This window comes from Flavobacterium sp., assembly GCF_040402835.1.
Taxonomy (GTDB): domain Bacteria; phylum Bacteroidota; class Bacteroidia; order Flavobacteriales; family Flavobacteriaceae; genus Flavobacterium.
In genome coordinates, this window is sequence record NZ_JBBALW010000011.1 from 41,646 (window position 1) to 62,707 (window position 21,062).

Consider the following 21,062-nt stretch of genomic DNA (forward strand, 5'->3'; position numbering starts at 1 on the left):
CATAAAATGTTATTTAACATGTGTTAAATTAATTAGACAAGACTTAAATTATTATCAAGCTATGGATAAAAAAAATGCAAATGTCGTATCTTTTATGTTGTATTTTTATACTTTTATCAAAATTAAATTAATGTTAAGGAGTCATTTTTTAGAAAATTGTATTGAAGCTGGGACAGACGAAGCGGGTCGCGGATGTCTTGCTGGTCCTGTTACTGCTGCTGCTGTTATTTTGCCGAAGCATTTTACCAATGTATTACTCAACGATTCCAAACTACTTTCAGAAAAAAATAGAGCCATTCTTAGATCTATAATAATATGTGAAGCACTTTCATTTTCTGTAACCCATTTAGAACCTTTACTTATTGACGAAATAAATATCTTAAACGCTTCGTTAAAAGCCATGCAAGAGAGCATTTTGAAGTTGAATGTCATTCCAAACCATATAATTGTAGATGGAAACCGCCCATTAATTTCAGAAGGAAGTCAAAAAAACGCCATCGGGAAAATTTTCACCAAAGAAGAACTACAATTTCTAAATTCTATTCCAAGTACTTCAATTATTAAAGGCGATTCAAAATTTATGAGCATTGCAGCAGCTTCTGTTTTAGCAAAAACCTATCGAGACGAATATATGGATAGGATTCATGAGGAATTCCCAATGTACAATTGGAAACAAAACAAAGGCTACCCCACCAAAGAACATCGGGAAGCAATTTTAAAATATGGAGTGACTAAATACCATCGGTTGACGTTCCGGTTAGCCCCCTAACCCCCGAAGGGGGAACACAGAAAGACTAAAAAAAATGTCGAAAGTCGAAAGTCGAAAGTCTTAATGTAAAAAGAAAAAAGATAATAGACTAAAAAATGTCGAAAGTCAAAGGTCGAAAGTGCGATTATCGTTTCAAATAATTTAAAATTTAAAATTCAAAATTTAAAATATTTTTTCCCTTGCGTTCTTTGCGGAAACTTTGTGCCCTTTGCGGTTAAAGAAGAGATAAAAAGATAATAGACGAAGAGATAAAAGACTTGGAAATCGACAATTCCACTTATTCAAAACTCATAACTCATAATTCATAACTCATAACTATCCTCGCGGTTAAATAAAACAACTTCCAAATAAAACTGAAAAATGTTTCAAGATTTTTTCTTTCACTTCTAGTTCGTCCACTTTTTCAACACCCAATTCTACGTTCAAAGAAGTAACTGCTTTTCCACGAATGCCACACGGAATAATATTGTCAAAATACCCCAAATCGGCATTGACATTTAATGCAAATCCATGCATCGTAACCCAACGAGAAGCACGAACTCCCAAGGCACAAATTTTTCTTGCAAATGGTGTTCCCACGCCGAGCCAAACCCCCGTTTCGCCTTCGCTTCTTGCACCTATTATATTATATTCGGCTAAAGTCAGGATGATTGCTTCTTCGAGATAGCGCAAATATTTGTGAATGTCTGTGAAAAAATTATCTAAGTCTAAAATAGGATACCCCACAATTTGACCTGGGCCGTGATAGGTAATATCGCCACCACGATTGATTTTGTAGAACGAAGTTCCTTTGGCTTCCAATTGTTTTTCGGATAATAGCAAATTTTCTAAAGAACCGCTTTTTCCTAAAGTATAAACGTGCGGATGTTCAACAAACAAAAAATAATTTGGGGTCGCCAAATCGATTTCCTCTCTCCTATTCTTGATTTTCAAATCCACAATTCCCTTGAATAATTCCTCCTGAAATTCCCATGTGGCTTTGTAATCTTTCAATCCTAAATCTTGAAATTGGATATTTTTGTTCATGTCATTGCGAGGAACGAGCAATCTTTCATCGTTCACTTATTTGTTAGCTGCAAAGATACGAAGATATTTATTTTTTGAAGCTTTTTCCAGCTTTCCGTTGCAATCCACAAAATTGCTTCGTGCCTCACAATTTTGAGGGATTTTCACTGCAATCTGGGCTAGGGCATTTTAGTTTTAAAGTATGATTTTATTTAAGAAGATATTTATTTTTATTGTTGTCCGCTTAAAAAATGTATAGTCCCTACGGGACAAAAATCCAACTTCATAACTGCTTATTTACCAACATATAATCTCTACGAGATATACTCCGATAGGAGTTAAATGTCGGTAGAAAAAAGAGTTGTTATTCGTGAAGATGTCCCGTAGGGACTATACTTGTTGAGATTATATGATTGTGTATTTTTTTTTAAGGTGCAAAGATGTAAAGGAACAAAGGTGCAAAGGCAAACTGGAATCCTGAAAGGTCTTTTTTGACCTTGTAGGTATTCTCCTAAATTTAAATCGAAATTATAAATTTTACTCTCAAGACGGAAAACCTAGCCCAGATGGAAGGGAAAATCCCGAGCTTTTTAGCGAGGATTTGGAATGACAGCTGGAATAAGCTCCAAAAAAAATTCTGAAATCTAAAAATCTGAAATCTACAATCTTTTATTATCTTTGCAATCTTAAAATCTGTATTCAATGGCATTATCCGAGCAAGAAATCCTTCGTAGAGAGGCACTTCAAGAATTACGCAATTTGGGAATTGACCCTTATCCTGCAAATGAGTTTGTAACTACCGCTTTTTCAAGCGAAATCTTAGCCGATTTCGAAAAATTTGAAGGTAAGGAAGTGGTTTTAGCAGGTCGTTTGATGGGGAAAAGAATTATGGGGAAGGCATCATTTGCTGAACTTAAGGATTCTGAAGGGCGTATTCAAATCTATGTTTCAAGAGATGATATTTCTACCGATGAGGAAAAAACAATGTACAATGTGGTTTTCAAAAAACTGCTTGACATTGGCGATTTTATTGGAATTCGCGGAACAGTTTTCAAAACACAAGTTGGGGAAATTTCGGTGCATATTTATGGATTGACAGTTTTGGCAAAAGCCTTAAAACCGCTACCAGTAGTAAAAACGGATGCTGACGGGAAAACGCACGATGCTTTTTCGGATCCTGAGCAAAGATACCGCCGTCGTTATGTGGATTTGACGGTGAACGACCACGTGAAAGAAACGTTTGTGAAAAGAACAAAATTGTTCAATGCGATGCGTTCTTTCTTCAATGAACAAGGTTATTTGGAAGTGGAAACTCCTGTTTTGCAACCTATTCCTGGTGGTGCTGCGGCACGTCCGTTTGTGACGCATCACAATTCGTTAGACATGCCATTGTATATGAGAATTGCGAATGAATTGTATTTGAAAAGATTAATTGTTGGGGGTTTTGAAGGGGTTTATGAGTTTTCTAAAAACTTCAGAAATGAAGGAATGGACCGAACGCACAATCCTGAATTTACGGCAATGGAAATATATGTAGCTTATAAAGACTACAATTGGATGATGAAATTCACCGAAAATTTATTGGAACATTGCGCCGTTGCTGTAAATGGAACTTCGGAAGCTATTTTTGGCGAACACAAAGTGAACTTCAAAGCGCCTTACGCAAGAGTTACGATGACGGATTCTATCAAGCATTTTACAGGTTTTGATATTTCTGGAAAATCAGAAACAGAGTTATTTGATGCGGCGAGAGGAATGGGAATTGACGTGGATGCCACAATGGGTAAAGGAAAATTGATTGACGAAATTTTTGGATCTAAATGCGAAGGAAATTATATTCAGCCTACTTTTATTACTGATTACCCTAAGGAAATGTCGCCTTTGTGCAAATCGCACCGTGACAATCCTGAATTGACCGAGCGTTTTGAATTGATGGTTTGCGGTAAGGAAGTGGCCAATGCCTATTCTGAATTGAACGACCCAATTGACCAACGAGAACGTTTTGAACACCAATTGAAATTAGCCGAAAAAGGAGATGATGAAGCCACAGAATTTATAGACGAAGATTTTCTTCGTGCTTTGGAATATGGAATGCCACCAACATCTGGATTGGGAATTGGAATGGATCGATTGATGATGTTTTTGACCAATAATTCTTCTATTCAAGAAGTGTTATTTTTTCCACAGATGCGTCCTGAGAAAAAACAAGTCCAAATTGAATTATTAGAAGAAGAAAAATTAATTATCGACTTATTAAAATCCAATGACAACAAAATGGATTTAGGGGTTTTGAAAATAAAATCAGATTTGAGCGGCAAAAAATGGGATGCAGCAATGAAAGGTTTGTCAAAACACGGATTGGTAAAAGTGTCATTAGTTGGCGATAGTAAAATAGTAGAATTAGCAATTTAAATAAATAAAAAATGAACCACAAAACAACCAAAATACTTGTAATCGCAATTGTTTGCTTATCAATCGCAAAAATCAACGCCCAAACATTAACTTGGGGTACCGCTTCTCCTTCTTTGAAAGAAACCGATGCGAAAATCAATTATACTTTAAATGCTAAATTGTATCAAACAAATTCTATTTACAACGATAAGATATTCAATAGAACTGTAATGTCAAATTCGTATTCATTAAGTAATTTGAACAAGGAAAAAACAAATGATTTTAGTGTAGGACAACCCGTTATGGGACTTGCTATGCAGACACATTTGGAAATGTTTCCAGAAAAAGGAACAAATAACATCATTTTTCTAGATGAATATAATAGTAAAACTAAGGAACGTGAATTGTATTGGCAACGCGTGAATTTGGAAACCAATGAGAGAACGAAACCTGCTTTGGTGACTTCAATGCCAACAAGAAACTCCACTTATTATATCTCTCAATCGCCAAATAAATTGTTTTATGCAGTTGTAAAACAATTTTCTTTCGATAAAAAATTGAATGAAAAAATCAATGTAACCCTTATAGATAAAGACTTAAAAGTGATTAAAGAAATTGCTTTTGAATCTCAATATTTGAATAAAACACAATCAGATCCAAAATTATTTGTTTCCAATCAAGGAACTGTATTTGTTGTAAAAGAAATTGATTTGGCGAAAATGAAACCTTTCAAAACAGTATATTTTTGGGATGGAAATGCGGCAACGATGCAAGAAACGAGCTTGAAATTTGAAAACGATTTTCAAATATATCAATACCAAGGTCATTTTGATGGGGATGATTTTTATATCCACGGATTGTAAACCAGAATTGGTTCAAAAGGAGTTCAAATGTACGGAGGAGGTCTTCCTGCTGCAGGAATTTATGCTGCACAATTCAATGGAAAAGGCCAAAAAAGGTATATTGAAGCGAATGAAGCAGGTGAAATTCCGGGTTTAAACTTAAAAGATTTCACTTTTGACGGATTAAAAACGTGGTTGTTTGCAGATAAAATGTTTTTACAACAAAAAAATAAACCGCCAGTTCCGGGAGCGCCAGGGAATTACAATTTTGAAAAAGACAACTTCTATTCCAATACCGCTTTTGTTTTTGGAAAATTAGACAATGAAACTGGTAAATTAGAATGGAAAAAAGAAATAAAATATGACGAACCAAATACTACAAATGACAATGGTACGTTCCTTTCGTATTTACCAATTATAAATAATAACCAACTTATTATTTTATATAATGACACTCAAAAAACAAAAATTGATCGCTATATAATGGACGATCGTTTTACAGGTTTTGACACTTATGACGCTAGTGGAAATTTAGTAACAACCACATTAATCCCAGAAACAGGATTGGAATTAAAGTACCGATATAACTATGGTTTTGATGAAAATTTTGATTTGGATACCACGGTTATCGTAAAAATTTCAGATAGAAAATACATTGTTAGAGCCAAATCTGGAAGCAATGAGAAATTTGGTTATTTAACTTTTTAATTTAAACGTAAAATGAAAAAAAACACCCTAATAATAGCCTTGTTTTTGAGTTTTGGAATCGTAAACGCACAAAATATTCAAAATATAAATGTGTCGTTTATACAAACGCTATTTCCTAAAAAAACATTGCCAGCAAATGTAAAAAATTACAATGTTAAGGTAACTACACCTTATCTAAAAGACGATAGTTCTTTCAGAAAAATTGCTGAAGACCAATACCAAGCTGATCTTAAAAATTTCCCAAACACAATTGCCGAAGCGAAGAAAAGGTTTGCGGAAGTTGAAATGGTAAACTATAATGTTAAACTTGAAGAAGCAAAAGAACGTTATAAATTGGAGTCGGATCAATTTAATAAAATGTCAACTTTAGAGCGATTGGCATTAATTGATAAAAAACCAACATTACAATATCCTCCAAAACCAGTTTATTATGATCCTCCAGTTCCAAGATTAGAATCAATAAACGTGGGTGATATTATTATTTATAATCCTGAAACTTTGGCAAAATCCTATATAAAATTAAATAGTTTTGGAGATGGAACGGACGGTATTCAAATTAAAATTGACTTTAAAGGTTTTGAATATGTAGAACCTGTTGCAACACTTGTAAATGTTGAAAATTACAATCCACAAACCAAGGAAAAATTTTACACCAAACAGACTCAATTTGTAACAAAATACCGACATCCAACGATGCTTCAAGTAAGTGTTGACGGCAAAAATCTATCGTCAGGGATTTTCCAAGGAACTAGTGAATTTGAAATAAAAACTACGAGTTCAAAACCGACTCGAATTTATATTGAAAGACAAGAAATAGAAACAATTATGTCCAATATCAACAACTATTTGAACGATCAATTCGGATATATAACTGCAAATCGGTATGCCATTTTATATTCTGTAAAAAATAGAAAAGGAGAATATGATGATGTTGAAAAAGCGAGAGATTTTGCAATCTCTGGTTATAAAAATTATACCCAACACCAAGAAGATGCAGTAAAAGACATTGCAAACGCTATCGCAATTTGGGAAAAAATGATGACAGAAGTCAATTACGATGACAGTAAAGCTAGAATTGACGAAAAAGTTGGAACCGTTATTTTGAAGAATTTGATTTTTGCCACAATCATGACTAATGAATTTGGCAAAGCCAATAAATATTTGACCGATTTCAAATCGCTACGTTTGAGTTATGACGACAAGCAATATGCTGATTCTTATGAAAAAATAGCCGCTGATTTAAAATCACGATTTGAGGGAAAATAAAAATTGACAAAAATCCTACATATATTAAAACTATAACAATTGTTAAAATATTTTTAAAGTGAGGTTTCTTTTCAAAATCTGTTATACTTTTATACAAAAAAAATGTATTATTGCATTATATTTAAATTTTTCATGAATATTTCGTCTTATAAATAAATTTTAAAAAAATATTTAAATCCAATTTTACTCAAAAATGAAAAAAAATTACTTTTTAATACTCCTTATTCTACTAATTTCCAACTCCTTTTATTCGCAATCAAAACAAGATGTAATTAATATTGTTGGCAGTTATGATTTATCAAAAATAAAAGAATTACAGACTGAATTAAAGCAAAAAACAACTTTAGAAAAGCAAAAAGCGGAGGCAAAAGCTAAAATTAATAATTGGCCTATTCGTGAAATTCATAAAGATGGTTCCATTAGTGAGCTAATGAAATTAACTCCTGATGGTTTTCCAATTTATTTTACCAATAACAATGCGAATGCAGCTAAATCTACACGAGCGAATCATTTAAATACCGGAGGATCTTTAGGTCTTGATCTTAATGGGCAGGGTATGGTTGCTAGAGTTTGGGATGGCGGCACCGTTAGAAGTACCCACAATTTATTTACAGGACGAGTTACAATAGTTGATGATCCAACTAGTACTACCTATGCTGCACATTCAACACATGTTACAGGAACAATTATAGCATCTAATGCTGCTGCTAATACAAAAGGTATGGCCTATTTAGCAACAGCAAGAACTTTTGAATGGACCAATGATAATTCAGAAGCGTTGTCTGAAGTTCAATTAGGAATGTTACTTTCTAATCATTCTTATGGAGTTCCTATTACTGGTTCAACTGGAACTGTTTTACCTGCATGGTATATCGGTTCTTATACACAAGATGCCAAAGATTGGGATGAAATTGCCTATGTTTCGCCTTATTATTTAGCAGTTGTATCCGCTGGTAACGATGGACTAAGCAATGCTAATCCGGACCCCCTTGCTTATGGTTATGACAAATTAGTAGGTAATAAAGTTTGTAAAAATAACATGGTGGTAGCCAATGCTCAAGATGCAGTTGTAGCAACAAACGGGACATTAACGAGTGTAGCAATAAACACGTCTAGCAGCCAAGGACCTAGTGATGATAATAGAGTTAAGCCCGATATTACTGGCAATGGTACATCCGTAACATCTGCTAATAGCACTAGTGATTCTTCAACCACAACTATGACGGGTACCTCAATGGCTGCCCCTAATATAACTGGTACACTTTTACTTTTGCAACAGCATTATAAAAACTTGACAACCAACTTTATGAAAGCTGCTACTCTAAAAGGACTCGCTTGCCACACTGCTGATGATGCCGGAAATGTAGGTCCTGATGCCGTTTATGGTTGGGGATTATTGAATGCAAAAAAAGCAGCTGAAACTATTACTGGAAACGGATTGACGTCTTGGATTTCAGAAGAGAATTTAAATCAAGGACAAACTACTACAATTGTTGTTAAAGCGAGCGGTACAGAACCATTGATTGCATCAATAACTTGGACAGATCCGTCTGGATTAGCAAATAATGGAACTCTTCCAGCTAATGATCCAACTCCAGCTTTAGTAAATGATTTAGATATAAGAATTAAGAAAAATGCGGTAACTTATTTTCCATGGAAATTAAATAGCTTCGCTTCTAGTGATGCAATTCAATCTGGTGATAATAATGTTGATAATGTAGAACAAGTCAAAATTGACAGTCCAACAAATAATGATTATACAATAACCATCACTCACAAAGGGATATTACAAACTGGAAAACAAAATTACTCATTAGTAATAACAGGTATTACATCTTCTTTTTCAATTATTCCAACTTCCTCTGATTTAACAATGTGTTCAAATCAAAATGCAGTTTATACCTATAATTACAAACAAAGTGGAAGTGGCACAACAACTTTTTCTCCAGTTGGATTACCTACTGGAGCAACGGCTACTTTTAACAACACTACATTGAGTGCTAATGGAACGATTACAATGACAATTTCTGGACTTTCTAATGTGGTTCCTGGAGAATACAATATAGGAATTATAGGAAATAATGGCACTGAAACTGAAACAAGATATAAATCATTAAAAATATACAATACTACTTTTCAAACAGTAAGTTTAACAGCCCCCACGAATTTACAAACAGGACTTTCTACCTCAGTAAATTTGATTTGGAATAGTCAATTTAATGCTGAAACGTATACAGTACAAGTAGCTACGGTTTCTAATTTTAGTACTACTTTATTTAACACTACAGTTTCTAATAATAGATTTACAGCAAGTGGATTGTCGCAAGATACTGTTTATTATTGGAGAGTAATACCTGTCAATCATTGCGGAACTGGAATATCAAGTAATGCAACGGTATACAATTTTAAAACTGGTGTGCTAGTATGTGGAAATGCAATTTTTACCGCAACTGATTTTTCACATGCTACTATAGCAGCTGTTGCAAATTCTAGTGCGTATGTACCTGTAACAATTACAGGAGGTTATGTTATTGGCGATATGAAAGTAAACCTTAATATAACTCATACTTACATTCAAGATATGACAATTTCTCTTGTCGGACCAGCAAGTATTGGAAGTCCAGTAGTAATTTTATTTAAAGAAGCTTGTGGAGATAATGATAATATAGCTTGTACTTTGGACGATACTGGAGGCGCTCCTGCTTGCTCGGGAATTCCCTCCGTTTTTGGAGTAATAGCACCTTATCAACAATTAAACACCCTGAATACTTTACCAGCAAATGGGGAATGGACATTACGAATTTCAGATCCATATAACGGCGATGGAGGCGTTGTGAATTCCTTCAGTGTTGATATTTGTTACATCACTAATTCATTAGGATTAGATACAAATAGTTTGTCAAATGTTACGGTTTACCCAAACCCAACTAAAGATATTTTATACATCAATATTCCCCAAGCGATTGGCACTTCTAAATTGAAACTATTTGATATTCAAGGAAGAGAAGTATTGGAAACAAAAACAAATAATACAACCGAAGTGTTAAATATTGGAAATTTACAAAGTGGAGTTTACATGCTTTCTATTGAAAATGAAGCCAATAAAACCATTAAGAAAGTTGTATTAAATAAATAATCATTGTAAAATAGTAATAAAAAAGGGAACTCAAATTGGGTTCCCTTTTTTATTATTGTCATAAATTTTTGTTGCAAATTAAACCTTTTAAAACACAAATGGTCTTATATTAAAATAAATTAAAAAATCGAAAATGAAAAAATTAATTGTGGCTGCATTTTTAGTTGTAGGATTTACAACATTTGCACAAGTTGAGAAAAAAGAAAATGATAAAAAAGACCCAATGGAGAAAATGTCTCCAGCTGAAAGAGGCGAAAAAGCATTAAAAAAAATGACTAAAGATTTGGGATTAACTGAATCTCAGCAAAAACAAATGAGTACATTACTTTCAGAGGCACAAGCTAAAAGAGAAACTAATGACAACAAGCCAACAAAAGAAGACCGTATGATGATGAAAGATAAAATCAGTAAAATTCTTACTCCAGAACAAAATGCTAAATGGGACAAAATCCAAGCAGAAAGGAAAGAGAAAATGAAAGAAAAAAGAGAAGAAAAAGGAGAAAAAACGGAAGATAAATAAGCAAATTTTTTTTTTAAAGAAAAAATATTTATATTTGAATTCATTTTAAATAAGTTCTCATGAAAAAAATAATTATTGCAGGTTTAATGATGCTTTGTTTTAGCGTAAATTTAAATGCTCAAATCAAGAAGAAAATTATCAATGCTAAGGAAGTTGTTATTGATACTCCTGAACAAGCTGCCAAAAAAGATGGCATTGCAATCTCTGAGTTTTTAGGTCTTAGTGAAACTTCAAAAATTGCCTTTATCGGACTTTTCGAAATGAAGCACCAAGTAATGCAAAACAAATCTGAAACTGTTGAAAGCAGAAAAGAAATGTCAAGGATTGTTGGTTTAAAAATTGAAGCAACAATAGACTCTAATCAACTTGAAAAATTAAAGGCAAATTCTGCACTTTACAATCAATTGTTAAGTACAGATGCCATAGAAACTAAAAAATAAGATTTTATATTCATAAAAAAGGGCTTTCAAATTTGAAAGCCCTTTTTTTATTATAAAGTTTCTGCAACCTTTTCAATTGCTCGGATTGTAAAATCCAAATCTTCATAGGTTAATGCATCGGTTATAAACCAACTTTCATAAGCCGATGGGGCTATATAAATTCCTTCGTTTAACAAGCCGTGAAAAAAATTCTTGAACGTTTCATTATCGCCTTTTGCAGCACTTTGAAAGTCAACAACAGGTGCCGCATCAAAATGAACCGAAATCATAGAACCAATTCTGTTAATTGTAAAAGCGATCCCATTCGAAGAAAGTGCTTTTTGAATTCCATTTTCCAAATAAATAGTTTTATCAGATAATCTTTGAAACACCGCTTCATCTTCATTTAACGCTTTTAACATTGCCAATCCAGCAGCCATTGCCAACGGATTTCCCGACAAAGTTCCCGCTTGATAAACTGGGCCTAAAGGCGCTAAGTAATTCATAATTTCTGCTCTCGCGGCAAATGCACCAACAGGCAATCCACCACCAATTACTTTTCCAAAAGTGACAATATCGGCTTTCACATTCAACAATTCTTGAACTCCACCTTTTGCCAAACGGAAACCCGTCATTACTTCATCAAAAATTAATAAAATAGAGTTGTCTGTGCAAATTTGGCGTAACGCTTCTAAAAACCCTTTATTGGGAGGAATACAACCCATATTACCAGCAACTGGTTCAATTATTATTGCCGCAATTTCATTTTTATTGGCTTCAGCAAGTGTTTTTACACTTTTAAAATCATTGTATTTTGCCAATAAAGTGTCTTTTGCCGTGCCTTCGGTAACGCCGGGACTATTTGGCGAACCAAAAGTTACGGCTCCACTTCCCGCTTGAATCAAAAAAGAATCGGAATGCCCGTGATAGCAACCAGCAAATTTGATTATTTTGTCTTTTTTAGTAAAACCTCTCGCCAATCGAATGGCGCTCATACAAGCTTCTGTTCCTGAATTTACAAAACGGATTTTATCAATTCCAGGCACCATTTTTATTGCTAATGCCGCAATTTGAGTTTCCATTTCTGTGGGCATTCCAAACGAAGTTCCCAATTTTGCTTTTTCAATAACAGCAGCTACAACAGGCGGAAAAGCGTGTCCCAAAATCATTGGTCCCCAAGAATTTATATAATCTATAAATCGGTTTCCATCTTCATCAAATACATACGCACCCTTTGCACTTTTTGCGAAAATCGGTGTTCCCCCAACGGCTTTAAACGCGCGAACAGGCGAATTTACGCCTCCCGGTATTACTTGTTCTGCTTCTGCAAATAATTTACTGCTTCTTTGATACAACATTTTTATTTAATATTTGTGAAGTTATTTATTCGACAATTAAACTCTGACCAATGGAAAGTGGATTGTCGGAAATATTATTTTTCTTTTTTAAATCGTCTATTGACACATTGAATTTCTTGGAAATCGAATACAATGTATCGCCTTTTATAACTTGATATTCCTTCAAATTTGAATTGGTTTCAACTGATTTTATAACATAATCGTTACCCAAAACCTCAGCATCATATTGGTCTAAATGATAGCGTTCAATAATGGCAATTAATTTTTCAGGATATTTTGGATCTGTGGCATAACCAGCAGCTTTCAACCCTTTTGCCCATCCTTTATAATCGTCTCTATCTAATTTAAACAAAGGCTCATACCATTTTCTACCTTTTAAAAAAAGTGCGTGATCGTTATAAGATTCGCTTCCTTGATTGTATTTTCTGAAACATTCTTGAGCGCTATCATCGTCATATTTTACTGATGGTCCTGTCCAATCTTGATGACATTTAATCCCAAAATGATTGTTCGCCAAAGAACTCAATGGTCCGGTTCCTGCGCCTGATTCTAAAATTCCTTGCCCAAGGCAAATGCTAGATGGAATTCCAAATTGTTTCATATTATTTTTTGCAATGTCCTTATATTGAAAAATATACGCCAAAACAATTTCGGTGGTAACTTTTACTCTTGTTGTGGCTTCAAGAATTTCAGTTTTTGATGAATTTCCTTCAGAAGAAATACTTTCAGAAGTAGAATTTTCGGTAGATGTTTTGACAATAACATTTGTGTGAGTTCTAGACTTACCTGATTTTGAGGTTTGAATTACAACTCTTTTAGAACTGCAACTTGACACTAAAAATACCACAAAAAGCAGGGACAATTTTCTAATCATTATATAGCAATTAAGGGTAAATTTTTATTTTTAAGTTTTCTATTCATTCCTTCAATTCCTTGAAGTCCGCCGGTGTGAATGGCTAGTATTTTAGACCCTTTCGGGAAATAGCCTTTATGAATTAAATCTACAATTCCGAACATCATTTTGCCTGTATAAATTGGATCTAATGGAATATTGGTTTTTTTATAAAAATCATTTATAAAACGGATTAATGCTTCATTTATTTTTGCGTAACCCCCAAAATGATAATCCGATTGTTCTTCCCAATTTGAATACTTTACAAATTTACGAATATCATCTGACAAAAAATCACCTTTTAGGGCTGGAAAACCAATTATTTTTTGGTTGGGTTTTGCCGAATTGATTAATCCGGAAATCGTTCCGCCTGTTCCAATTGCACAACAAATATGAGTAAAATCAGTGTCTTCGGGTGTTAATATCTCTTGACAACCTTTCACGGCAAGCATATTTGTTCCTCCTTCTGGCACTAAATAAAAATCACCATGATGTTTTTTTAATTTTTCAATAAATGAAGTCGATGTTTTCTCTTTATAGGCTTCTCTATTTATAAATTCAAATTTCATTCCACAATTTTGAGCAAAAGTCAATGTGGGATTTTCTGAAATTTTAGATTCTAATTCATCACCACGAATTATACCAATAGTTTCGAGGCTATTTTCCTTTCCAGCATACGCAACAGCGGCAATATGATTAGAAAAAGCACCGCCAAAAGTGATTAATTTCGATTTTCCTTCTGCTTTTGCTTGAAGCAAATTGTATTTTAATTTTCTGAATTTATTCCCTGAAATAAAAGGATGAATCAAGTCTTCACGTTTTATATGCAAAGTGATTTCGTTTGGAAATGGAAGATTTATTTGTTGGTTGAAAACCTTAAATTTCATTTATAATGCAATTTATTACAAAGGTAAGTCATATCAACTAAAAACATATTTATTTTAATAGAAACAATAGTAAAACAAACAATTGATAAATTATAAAAATTCAAATTTCTCTTTTATTAAATATTTCGTAACGATACTTTACTTTAACTTTAAAGTTTATAAATTTGTAGGTATGAAGGAAACCAATAATGAAGAAAAATTAATAGAAGGTGAAGATTTCTATTTAACACCCGAAGGTTATAAATGCTTTACCGAAAAACATCATTTAAAGCGAGGATATTGCTGCAAAAGTGGCTGTCGGCATTGTCCTTATAATGGCTCTTTAACTCCAAAAGGGAAAATCAGAAAAAATTACGAATAATAAATCACGGTTCAAAACGTACTAAAATGAAAGATACTATTTCAAGCAGCTCAATTCCATCTATAACTGAAAGTGGAACTTTTCAAGAACAAATACAAGAAGGAATTCCGACTGTTTTGCCACAACCAAAAAGGTTTGAAACAGAAATAAATCACGCTCCAAAACGAAAAGAAATATTATCGGCAGAAGAGAAAAAGTTAGCGCTTCGCAATGCTTTACGGTATTTTGAACCCAAAGATCATGCAGTTTTAGTTAAGGAATTTTCCGAGGAATTAGAAACGTACGGAAGGATTTATATGTACCGTTTGCGTCCCGATTATAAAATGTATGCCCGTCCAATTTCAGAATATCCAGGAAAAAGTGAGCAAGCAAAAGCCATTATGTTGATGATTCAAAATAATTTGGATTATGCCGTAGCCCAACATCCGCATGAATTAATTACTTATGGTGGAAATGGTGCCGTTTTTCAAAATTGGGCACAATACCGCCTGACGATGAAATATTTAGCTGAAATGACTGACGAGCAAACATTGACGATGTATTCTGGGCATCCAATGGGGTTGTTTCCTTCTCACAAAGAAGCACCTCGTGTGGTGGTTACTAACGGAATGGTAATTCCAAATTACTCAAAACCTGATGATTGGGAAAAATTTAATGCATTAGGTGTTTCACAATATGGGCAAATGACAGCTGGAAGTTACATGTATATTGGACCTCAAGGAATTGTTCACGGAACTACAATTACGGTTTTGAATGGTTTTAGAAAAATTAAAAAAAGTCCTTCTGGAGGTTTATTTGTAACATCTGGTTTGGGTGGAATGAGCGGTGCGCAACCAAAAGCAGGAAATATATCCGGTTGCATAACAGTTTGTGCCGAAGTAAATCCTAAAATTACGCACCTTCGACACAATCAAGGTTGGGTAAATGAAATCATTGAAGATTTATATGAATTGGTCAAAAGAGTTACTTTGGCGAAAGCCAATAAAGAAATAGTTTCCATTGCCTATCTCGGTAACAGCGTTGAAGTTTGGGAGAAATTTGATGAAGAAAACATCCATATAGATTTGGGAAGCGATCAAACTTCCTTGCACAATCCTTGGGCTGGCGGGTATTATCCAGCAGGAATTTCCTTTGAAGCTGCCAACGAAATGATGGCTAACAATCCCGAACTATTCAAAGAAAAAGTGCAAGAATCGTTACGAAGACATGCTGCGGCAATCAACAAACACAATGCAAAAGGAACGTATTTCTTTGATTATGGAAATGCTTTTTTATTGGAAGCTTCTCGCGCTGGTGCAGAAGTAATGGCGCAAAATGGAATTGATTTCAAATATTCGAGTTATGTGCAAGATATTATGGGTCCCATGTGTTTTGATTATGGATTTGGTCCTTTTAGATGGGTTTGCGCCTCTGGAAAACCAGAAGATTTAGCCAAAACAGATGCTATTGCTTGTCAAGTTTTAGAGGAAATGATACAACATTCTCCAATAGAAATTCAGCAACAAATGGCGGATAATATTCATTGGATAAAAGGAGCGCAGGAAAATAAATTGGTCGTTGGTTCTCAAGCTCGAATTTTATATGCAGATGCCGAAGGACGTGTGAAAATTGCCGAAGCTTTCAACCAAGCAATTGCAAAAGGGGAAATTGAAACTGTCATTTTAGGGCGAGATCATCATGATGTATCAGGCACCGATTCGCCTTATCGTGAAACCTCAAATATTTATGACGGTTCCCGATTTACAGCAGATATGGCGATACAAAATGTTATTGGCGATAGCTTTCGTGGTGCCACTTGGGTTTCTATTCACAATGGCGGCGGCGTAGGTTGGGGCGAAGTAATTAACGGTGGATTTGGTATGGTTCTTGATGGTAGTAAAGAGGCTTCAAAGCGCTTACAATCAATGCTTTTTTGGGATGTCAACAACGGAATTTCAAGACGAAGTTGGGCACGAAACGAAGGTGCTATTTTCGCAATTAAAAGAGCAATGGCTGCCGAGCCATTATTAAAAGTCACACTACCGAATCTTGTTGATGATTCTTTATTATAGTTGAAACAACAAACAACAAATAAATATTAAATTTATAAATTCAAATGATTATGAAAGCAATTAAAATTATCTCAGTGTTTATGATTCTAATTATGAGTTCTTGCAGCTCAGTTAGAGTAAATTCAGATTATGACAAAAATGTAGATTTCAGTCAATATAAAACCTATGCTTTTCAAAAAAGCGGTGTTGACAAAGTGCAAATTTCGGACTTAGATAAAAAAAGAATTCTTAGGGCTATTGATGTTGAAATGACCAAAAAAGGAATTACAAAAAGCGAAACACCCGATTTATTAGTTACTATTTTTACTAAGGAAAGAGAACAAATAGATGTAAACCAATACAATACAAGTTGGGGATATGGCTGGGGATTCGGGTGGAATCCTTATTCATGGGGTGGACAAACCTATGTAACTTCATCAACCGAAGGTACGCTTTACATCGATTTAATAGATGCTAAGAAAAAAGAGCTTGTTTGGCAAGGTGAGGGCGAAGGCTACTTGACAAAAGTTAGAAATGAAAAAGAAGCTAGAATTAATGAATTTGTTTCAAAAATTTTAGCGCAGTTTCCACCCGAAAAATAGTTAAATTTTTTATTTTTCATTGAAAATCTTCTAATTAGCAAAAACAATTTATTAACCTCCCAACTCGGGGGGTTTTTTTTATTACAAAAAATCAAAAAAATAGTTATTATAATTATGAAGTAATCCAATCGAAAAGGTATAATGAAACAGTAAATATAATTTAGTTTGATTTTTATTAGACTAATTAGAAATAATAAAAGGTATTAAGTATCGTAAAAATTTAGATGCAAATAAATGATTTTCAAATATTTACATGAATAAATAAACTATTTAACACTGTAAAGCATTTAAAAATAAGAATGTTGAAACACAAAACAATATTAATTTTGTTAAATAAATAAACTATGATTAGTTGAACTATAAATATGGTGTAAAAAATATGGAATTAAATAAATTCAGTAAAACCGTAACGCAAGACCCTACACAACCTGCATCACAAGCAATGTTATATGGCATTGGCTTGACCGACAAAGAATTAGCTCAACCTTTTATTGGAATTGCTTCGATGGGTTATGACGGAAATACCTGTAATATGCATCTAAATCACCTTGCATCCTACATAAAAGTCGAAGTAAATGCGGCTGAAATGGTAGGTTTAATATTTAATACTATTGGAATTAGTGACGGAATTACAAATGGAACTGATGGAATGCGGTATTCGTTAGTGAGCCGAGAAATTATTGCCGACAGCATTGAAAGTGTTGTTGCTGGTCATTATTATGACGCCGTGATTGCAGTTCCAGGTTGCGATAAAAATATGCCAGGTGCCATAATTGCAATGGGGCGATTAAATCGTCCTTCGATTATGGTTTATGGAGGCACTATTGCTCCTGGTAAATATCGAGGAAAAGACCTTAACATTGTTTCTGCATTTGAAGCTTTGGGAGAAAAAATTGCAGGAAAAATATCCGAAGAAGAATTCAAAGGAATCATTAAAAATTCTTGTCCTGGTGCTGGTGCGTGTGGCGGAATGTACACTGCAAACACTATGGCAATTGCAATTGAAGCTCTTGGAATGAGCCTCCCCTACTCAAGTTCAAACCCTGCTGTGAGTAACGAAAAAATTGAGGAATGCAAACAGGCAGCTCATTATATAAAATTACTTTTAGAAAAAAATATTTGCCCCAAAGACATTATGACTTTCGACGCTTTTGAAAATGCAATTACGACATTAATTGCTCTTGGAGGAAGCACGAATGCCGTTCTACATATTATTGCTATGGCAAAAAGCATTGGAGTTAAAATTACGCAGGACGACTTCCAGAGAATTAGTGATACCACTCCATTAATTGCAGATTTTAAACCGGGAGGTAATTATCTAATGCAAAATCTTCACGAAAAAGGGGGTATTCCAATGGTGTTGAAATACCTTTTAAGCAAAGGAATGCTTCACGGAAATTGTATGACGGTTACTGGGAAAACAATAGCAGAAAACTTAAAAGATATTGTGGACATCAATTTTGATGATCAAAATATAATTCGTCCAATTGAAAATCCGATTAAGAAAACAGGGCATCTTCAAATATTATATGGGAATTTGGCTGTCAAAGGCTCTGTAGCAAAAATAACTGGAAAAGAAGGTGAAAAATTTACAGGACCAGCAAAAGTTTTTGATGGTGAAAAAGAACTCATTCAAGGAATTGAAGACCAAAAAATTAAAGCTGGAGATGTAATTGTTATTCGATATGTTGGTCCAAAAGGTGGTCCGGGAATGCCTGAAATGTTAAAACCAACTTCTGCAATTATTGGAGCAGGATTAGGAAAAAGTGTTGCTCTTATTACAGATGGAAGATTCAGCGGTGGAACTCACGGGTTTGTAGTTGGTCATATTACTCCTGAAGCGTATGACGGAGGAACAATTGCACTTGTAAAAGACGAAGATATCATTGAAATTGATGCTGTAAACAACACAATTCACCTTGCAATTTCTGATGCAGAATTGGAAAAAAGAAGACAATTGTTTGTTACACCACCATTAAAAGTAACCAACGGTGTTTTATATAAATATACGCGATTGGTAAAAGACGCATCGGAAGGTTGCGTAACCGACGAAGCATAGAAAATTTAAAGTAAAATCCAATTACCAGATTAATAAAATATTTTACATATAAATATGAATAATTCCACAAACACATTATCGCAAACATTGCCGCCTTTAGAGACTAAGAGACTCACGACAACTGGAAGTTTAGCAGTTATTGATGCTTTACTATCTGAATCCGTTGATACAATATTTGGTTATCCGGGTGGAGCAATTATGCCCATTTACGATGCACTTTACGACTTTAAAGACAAACTAAATCACATTCTCGTTCGTCACGAACAAGGGGCAATTCACGCAGCGCAAGGATATGCAAGAGTGAGTGGAAAAACAGGAATTGTATTTGCAACAAGTGGTCCCGGCGCTACCAATTTGGTTACTGGATTGGCGGATGCATTGATAGATTCAACCCCTTTAGTTTGTATTACAGGGCAGGTTTTTGCTCATTTATTAGGTACCGATGCTTTTCAAGAAACGGATATTATCAATATTACGATGCCGATTACGAAATGGAATTACCAAATTACAGACGCTTCTGAAATACCTGAAATTTTAGCGAAGGCTTTTTATATAGCAAAAACGGGTCGTCCAGGTCCAGTTTTAATTGACATTACAAAAAACGCACAATTGCAAATGTTTGAATATATTGGTTACAGACCCTGCATTCACATCCGTAGTTACCGACCAGAATCAATTGTTCGAATGGAATATATCGAAAAAGCTGCGACTATAATCAACAATGCAAAAAAACCATTTGTGATTTTTGGTCAAGGGGTTATACTTGGAAATGCTGAAAAAGAATTTACAAATTTCATTGAAAAAGCTGGACTTCCCGCTGCTTGGACGATAATGGGAATGAGTGCTATGCCAACAGATCATCCACTTGGAGTTGGAATGTTAGGAATGCACGGAAATTATGGCCCAAATGTTTTGACTAACGAATGTGATGTTTTAATTGCCGTTGGAATGCGATTTGACGACCGAGTTACCGGGCGTTTGGATAAATATGCAAAACAAGCACAAATTATTCATTTGGATATTGATCCTGCTGAAATTGATAAAAATGTGCAAACTACAGTTCCAGTTTGGGGAAATTGTAAGGAAACGTTACCCCTACTAACTGAATTATTGGATACAAAAACACATCCTGAATGGATGAATGAATTTGAAATTAGAAAAGAAAAAGAAACTTCATTATTAATTACCAAAGAACTAAATCCAACAGAAGGCGGATTGACGATGGGAGAAGTGATGAATGTTTTGAATGAATTAACCGATGGAAATGCCGTAATTGTTACCGATGTTGGGCAACACCAAATGGTAGCTTGCCGTTATACAAAACAAAATATATCACGCAGTAATATTACGAGTGGTGGTTTAGGAACTATGGGATTTGCACTTCCTGCTGCTATTGGAGCAAAATTTGGCGCTCCCGAAAGACACGTTGTTGCAATTATGGGCGATGGTGGTGCGCAAATGAACATCCAAGAATTGGGAACGATTATGCAATTTAAACCCAATGTTAAAATTCTGATTTTGAATAATAGTTTTCTTGGAATGGTGCGCCAATGGCAAGAATTATTCCACGAAAAAAGATATTCCTTCACTGATATTCAAAGCCCCAATTTTGTAAAAGTAGCCAATGCTTATGGAATTGATGGAAAACAAATTTCAAAAAGGGAAGAATTAAGAGCTAGTTTGAAAGAAATGCTAGACCATCCAAATTCGTTTTTATTAGAAGTAGCAGTACTTCACGAAGACAATGTGTTTCCGATGGTACCGCAAGGAAAAGGAGTTGCAGAAATTGTATTAAGCAAAGAAGAAATTTAGGATTA

At 34.3% G+C, this 21,062-nt stretch carries 17 protein-coding genes; 13 read left to right on the plus strand and 4 right to left on the minus strand.

Translation table 11 applies throughout. The features are described 5' to 3' along the window. Window positions 1-130: 130 nt before the first annotated feature. Window positions 131-769 carry a ribonuclease HII gene (rnhB, locus tag AC9UEH_RS05390; RefSeq protein WP_509529288.1) on the plus strand — a complete coding sequence of 213 codons (639 nt, stop codon included), beginning with the start codon at window positions 131-133 and terminating at the stop codon, window positions 767-769. Window positions 770-1,096: 327 nt separating this feature from the next. Here the strand turns inward: rnhB and lipB are convergent, their stop codons facing one another. Then, complete coding sequence (gene lipB / locus AC9UEH_RS05395) at window positions 1,097-1,795, minus strand: lipoyl(octanoyl) transferase LipB (RefSeq protein ID WP_509529290.1); 699 nt, start codon at window positions 1,793-1,795, stop codon at window positions 1,097-1,099. 681 nt (window positions 1,796-2,476) lie between these two features. Between lipB and lysS the strand changes: the two genes are divergently transcribed. The 7 genes from lysS to AC9UEH_RS05430 all read left to right on the plus strand — a co-directional run bounded on the left by lysS (window position 2,477) and on the right by AC9UEH_RS05430 (window position 11,077). Next, on the plus strand, window positions 2,477-4,186 hold the full coding sequence (gene lysS, locus AC9UEH_RS05400; protein ID WP_509529292.1) for a lysine--tRNA ligase: 1,710 nt from the start codon (window positions 2,477-2,479) through the stop codon (window positions 4,184-4,186). Between the two features lie 11 nt (window positions 4,187-4,197). Beyond that, window positions 4,198-5,028 (plus strand): hypothetical protein, encoded by an 831-nt coding sequence (locus tag AC9UEH_RS05405; RefSeq protein WP_509529295.1) that lies wholly within the window; start codon window positions 4,198-4,200, stop codon window positions 5,026-5,028. A 27-nt stretch (window positions 5,029-5,055) separates the two neighbouring features. After that, window positions 5,056-5,715: a hypothetical protein gene (locus AC9UEH_RS05410; protein WP_509529297.1), complete on the plus strand. Its 660-nt coding sequence runs from the start codon at window positions 5,056-5,058 to the stop codon at window positions 5,713-5,715. Between the two features lie 12 nt (window positions 5,716-5,727). After that, window positions 5,728-6,981 carry a hypothetical protein gene (locus AC9UEH_RS05415; RefSeq protein ID WP_509529299.1) on the plus strand — a complete coding sequence of 418 codons (1,254 nt, stop codon included), beginning with the start codon at window positions 5,728-5,730 and terminating at the stop codon, window positions 6,979-6,981. A 193-nt stretch (window positions 6,982-7,174) separates the two neighbouring features. After that, window positions 7,175-10,117 carry a S8 family serine peptidase gene (locus tag AC9UEH_RS05420; protein WP_509529301.1) on the plus strand — a complete coding sequence of 981 codons (2,943 nt, stop codon included), beginning with the start codon at window positions 7,175-7,177 and terminating at the stop codon, window positions 10,115-10,117. A gap of 133 nt (window positions 10,118-10,250) precedes the next feature. Then, window positions 10,251-10,637: a hypothetical protein gene (locus tag AC9UEH_RS05425; RefSeq protein ID WP_509529303.1), complete on the plus strand. Its 387-nt coding sequence runs from the start codon at window positions 10,251-10,253 to the stop codon at window positions 10,635-10,637. Window positions 10,638-10,696: 59 nt separating this feature from the next. After that, window positions 10,697-11,077, plus strand: a complete 381-nt coding sequence (locus AC9UEH_RS05430; protein WP_509529306.1) for a hypothetical protein — start codon at window positions 10,697-10,699, stop codon at window positions 11,075-11,077. 50 nt (window positions 11,078-11,127) lie between these two features. Here AC9UEH_RS05430 and hemL read toward each other — a convergent pair whose 3' ends face one another. Genes hemL through AC9UEH_RS05445 form a run of 3 tightly spaced genes read right to left on the minus strand, consistent with a single transcriptional unit; the run spans window position 11,128 to window position 14,193 of the window. After that, window positions 11,128-12,414, minus strand: a complete 1,287-nt coding sequence (gene hemL / locus AC9UEH_RS05435; protein ID WP_509529308.1) for a glutamate-1-semialdehyde 2,1-aminomutase — start codon at window positions 12,412-12,414, stop codon at window positions 11,128-11,130. Window positions 12,415-12,439: 25 nt separating this feature from the next. Then, window positions 12,440-13,288, minus strand: coding sequence for a glucosaminidase domain-containing protein (locus AC9UEH_RS05440; RefSeq protein WP_509529311.1), 849 nt, complete (start codon window positions 13,286-13,288; stop codon window positions 12,440-12,442). Further along, window positions 13,288-14,193 carry a 1-aminocyclopropane-1-carboxylate deaminase/D-cysteine desulfhydrase gene (locus AC9UEH_RS05445; RefSeq protein ID WP_509529313.1) on the minus strand — a complete coding sequence of 302 codons (906 nt, stop codon included), beginning with the start codon at window positions 14,191-14,193 and terminating at the stop codon, window positions 13,288-13,290. Before AC9UEH_RS05445 ends, AC9UEH_RS05440 begins: the two co-directional genes overlap by 1 nt. 172 nt (window positions 14,194-14,365) lie before the next feature. Between AC9UEH_RS05445 and AC9UEH_RS05450 the strand changes: the two genes are divergently transcribed. The 5 genes from AC9UEH_RS05450 to ilvB all read left to right on the plus strand — a co-directional run bounded on the left by AC9UEH_RS05450 (window position 14,366) and on the right by ilvB (window position 21,057). Next, complete coding sequence (locus AC9UEH_RS05450) at window positions 14,366-14,554, plus strand: C1orf53 family protein (protein WP_509529316.1); 189 nt, start codon at window positions 14,366-14,368, stop codon at window positions 14,552-14,554. 26 nt (window positions 14,555-14,580) lie between these two features. Then, on the plus strand, window positions 14,581-16,605 hold the full coding sequence (gene hutU / locus AC9UEH_RS05455) for a urocanate hydratase (RefSeq protein WP_509529318.1): 2,025 nt from the start codon (window positions 14,581-14,583) through the stop codon (window positions 16,603-16,605). Window positions 16,606-16,655: 50 nt separating this feature from the next. Continuing rightward, a complete protein-coding gene (locus AC9UEH_RS05460; protein WP_509529321.1) occupies window positions 16,656-17,186 on the plus strand; it encodes a DUF4136 domain-containing protein in 531 nt (176 codons plus the stop codon). Window positions 17,187-17,565: 379 nt separating this feature from the next. After that, the gene (gene ilvD, locus AC9UEH_RS05465) at window positions 17,566-19,245 is read left to right on the plus strand and encodes a dihydroxy-acid dehydratase (protein ID WP_509529324.1); all 1,680 of its coding nucleotides are present in this window, start codon (window positions 17,566-17,568) and stop codon (window positions 19,243-19,245) included. 54 nt (window positions 19,246-19,299) lie between these two features. Further along, window positions 19,300-21,057 carry a biosynthetic-type acetolactate synthase large subunit gene (gene ilvB / locus AC9UEH_RS05470; protein ID WP_509529326.1) on the plus strand — a complete coding sequence of 586 codons (1,758 nt, stop codon included), beginning with the start codon at window positions 19,300-19,302 and terminating at the stop codon, window positions 21,055-21,057. Window positions 21,058-21,062: the final 5 nt, after the last annotated feature.

What these genes read in the sequence shown, in the direction of transcription:
- lipB (WP_509529290.1), bottom strand. Translation starts at nt 1,795, where the DNA reads ATGAACAAAAATATCCAATTTCAAGATTTAGGATTGAAAGATTACAAA.
- hemL (WP_509529308.1), bottom strand. Translation starts at nt 12,414, where the DNA reads ATGTTGTATCAAAGAAGCAGTAAATTATTTGCAGAAGCAGAACAAGTA.
- ilvB (WP_509529326.1), top strand. Translation starts at nt 19,300, where the DNA reads ATGAATAATTCCACAAACACATTATCGCAAACATTGCCGCCTTTAGAG.
- ilvD (WP_509529324.1), top strand. Translation starts at nt 17,566, where the DNA reads ATGGAATTAAATAAATTCAGTAAAACCGTAACGCAAGACCCTACACAA.
- hutU (WP_509529318.1), top strand. Translation starts at nt 14,581, where the DNA reads ATGAAAGATACTATTTCAAGCAGCTCAATTCCATCTATAACTGAAAGT.
- AC9UEH_RS05445 (WP_509529313.1), bottom strand. Translation starts at nt 14,193, where the DNA reads ATGAAATTTAAGGTTTTCAACCAACAAATAAATCTTCCATTTCCAAAC.
- AC9UEH_RS05460 (WP_509529321.1), top strand. Translation starts at nt 16,656, where the DNA reads ATGAAAGCAATTAAAATTATCTCAGTGTTTATGATTCTAATTATGAGT.
- AC9UEH_RS05425 (WP_509529303.1), top strand. Translation starts at nt 10,251, where the DNA reads ATGAAAAAATTAATTGTGGCTGCATTTTTAGTTGTAGGATTTACAACA.
- AC9UEH_RS05405 (WP_509529295.1), top strand. Translation starts at nt 4,198, where the DNA reads ATGAACCACAAAACAACCAAAATACTTGTAATCGCAATTGTTTGCTTA.
- AC9UEH_RS05420 (WP_509529301.1), top strand. Translation starts at nt 7,175, where the DNA reads ATGAAAAAAAATTACTTTTTAATACTCCTTATTCTACTAATTTCCAAC.
- AC9UEH_RS05410 (WP_509529297.1), top strand. Translation starts at nt 5,056, where the DNA reads ATGTACGGAGGAGGTCTTCCTGCTGCAGGAATTTATGCTGCACAATTC.
- AC9UEH_RS05415 (WP_509529299.1), top strand. Translation starts at nt 5,728, where the DNA reads ATGAAAAAAAACACCCTAATAATAGCCTTGTTTTTGAGTTTTGGAATC.
- lysS (WP_509529292.1), top strand. Translation starts at nt 2,477, where the DNA reads ATGGCATTATCCGAGCAAGAAATCCTTCGTAGAGAGGCACTTCAAGAA.
- AC9UEH_RS05430 (WP_509529306.1), top strand. Translation starts at nt 10,697, where the DNA reads ATGAAAAAAATAATTATTGCAGGTTTAATGATGCTTTGTTTTAGCGTA.
- AC9UEH_RS05450 (WP_509529316.1), top strand. Translation starts at nt 14,366, where the DNA reads ATGAAGGAAACCAATAATGAAGAAAAATTAATAGAAGGTGAAGATTTC.
- AC9UEH_RS05440 (WP_509529311.1), bottom strand. Translation starts at nt 13,288, where the DNA reads ATGATTAGAAAATTGTCCCTGCTTTTTGTGGTATTTTTAGTGTCAAGT.
- rnhB (WP_509529288.1), top strand. Translation starts at nt 131, where the DNA reads ATGTTAAGGAGTCATTTTTTAGAAAATTGTATTGAAGCTGGGACAGAC.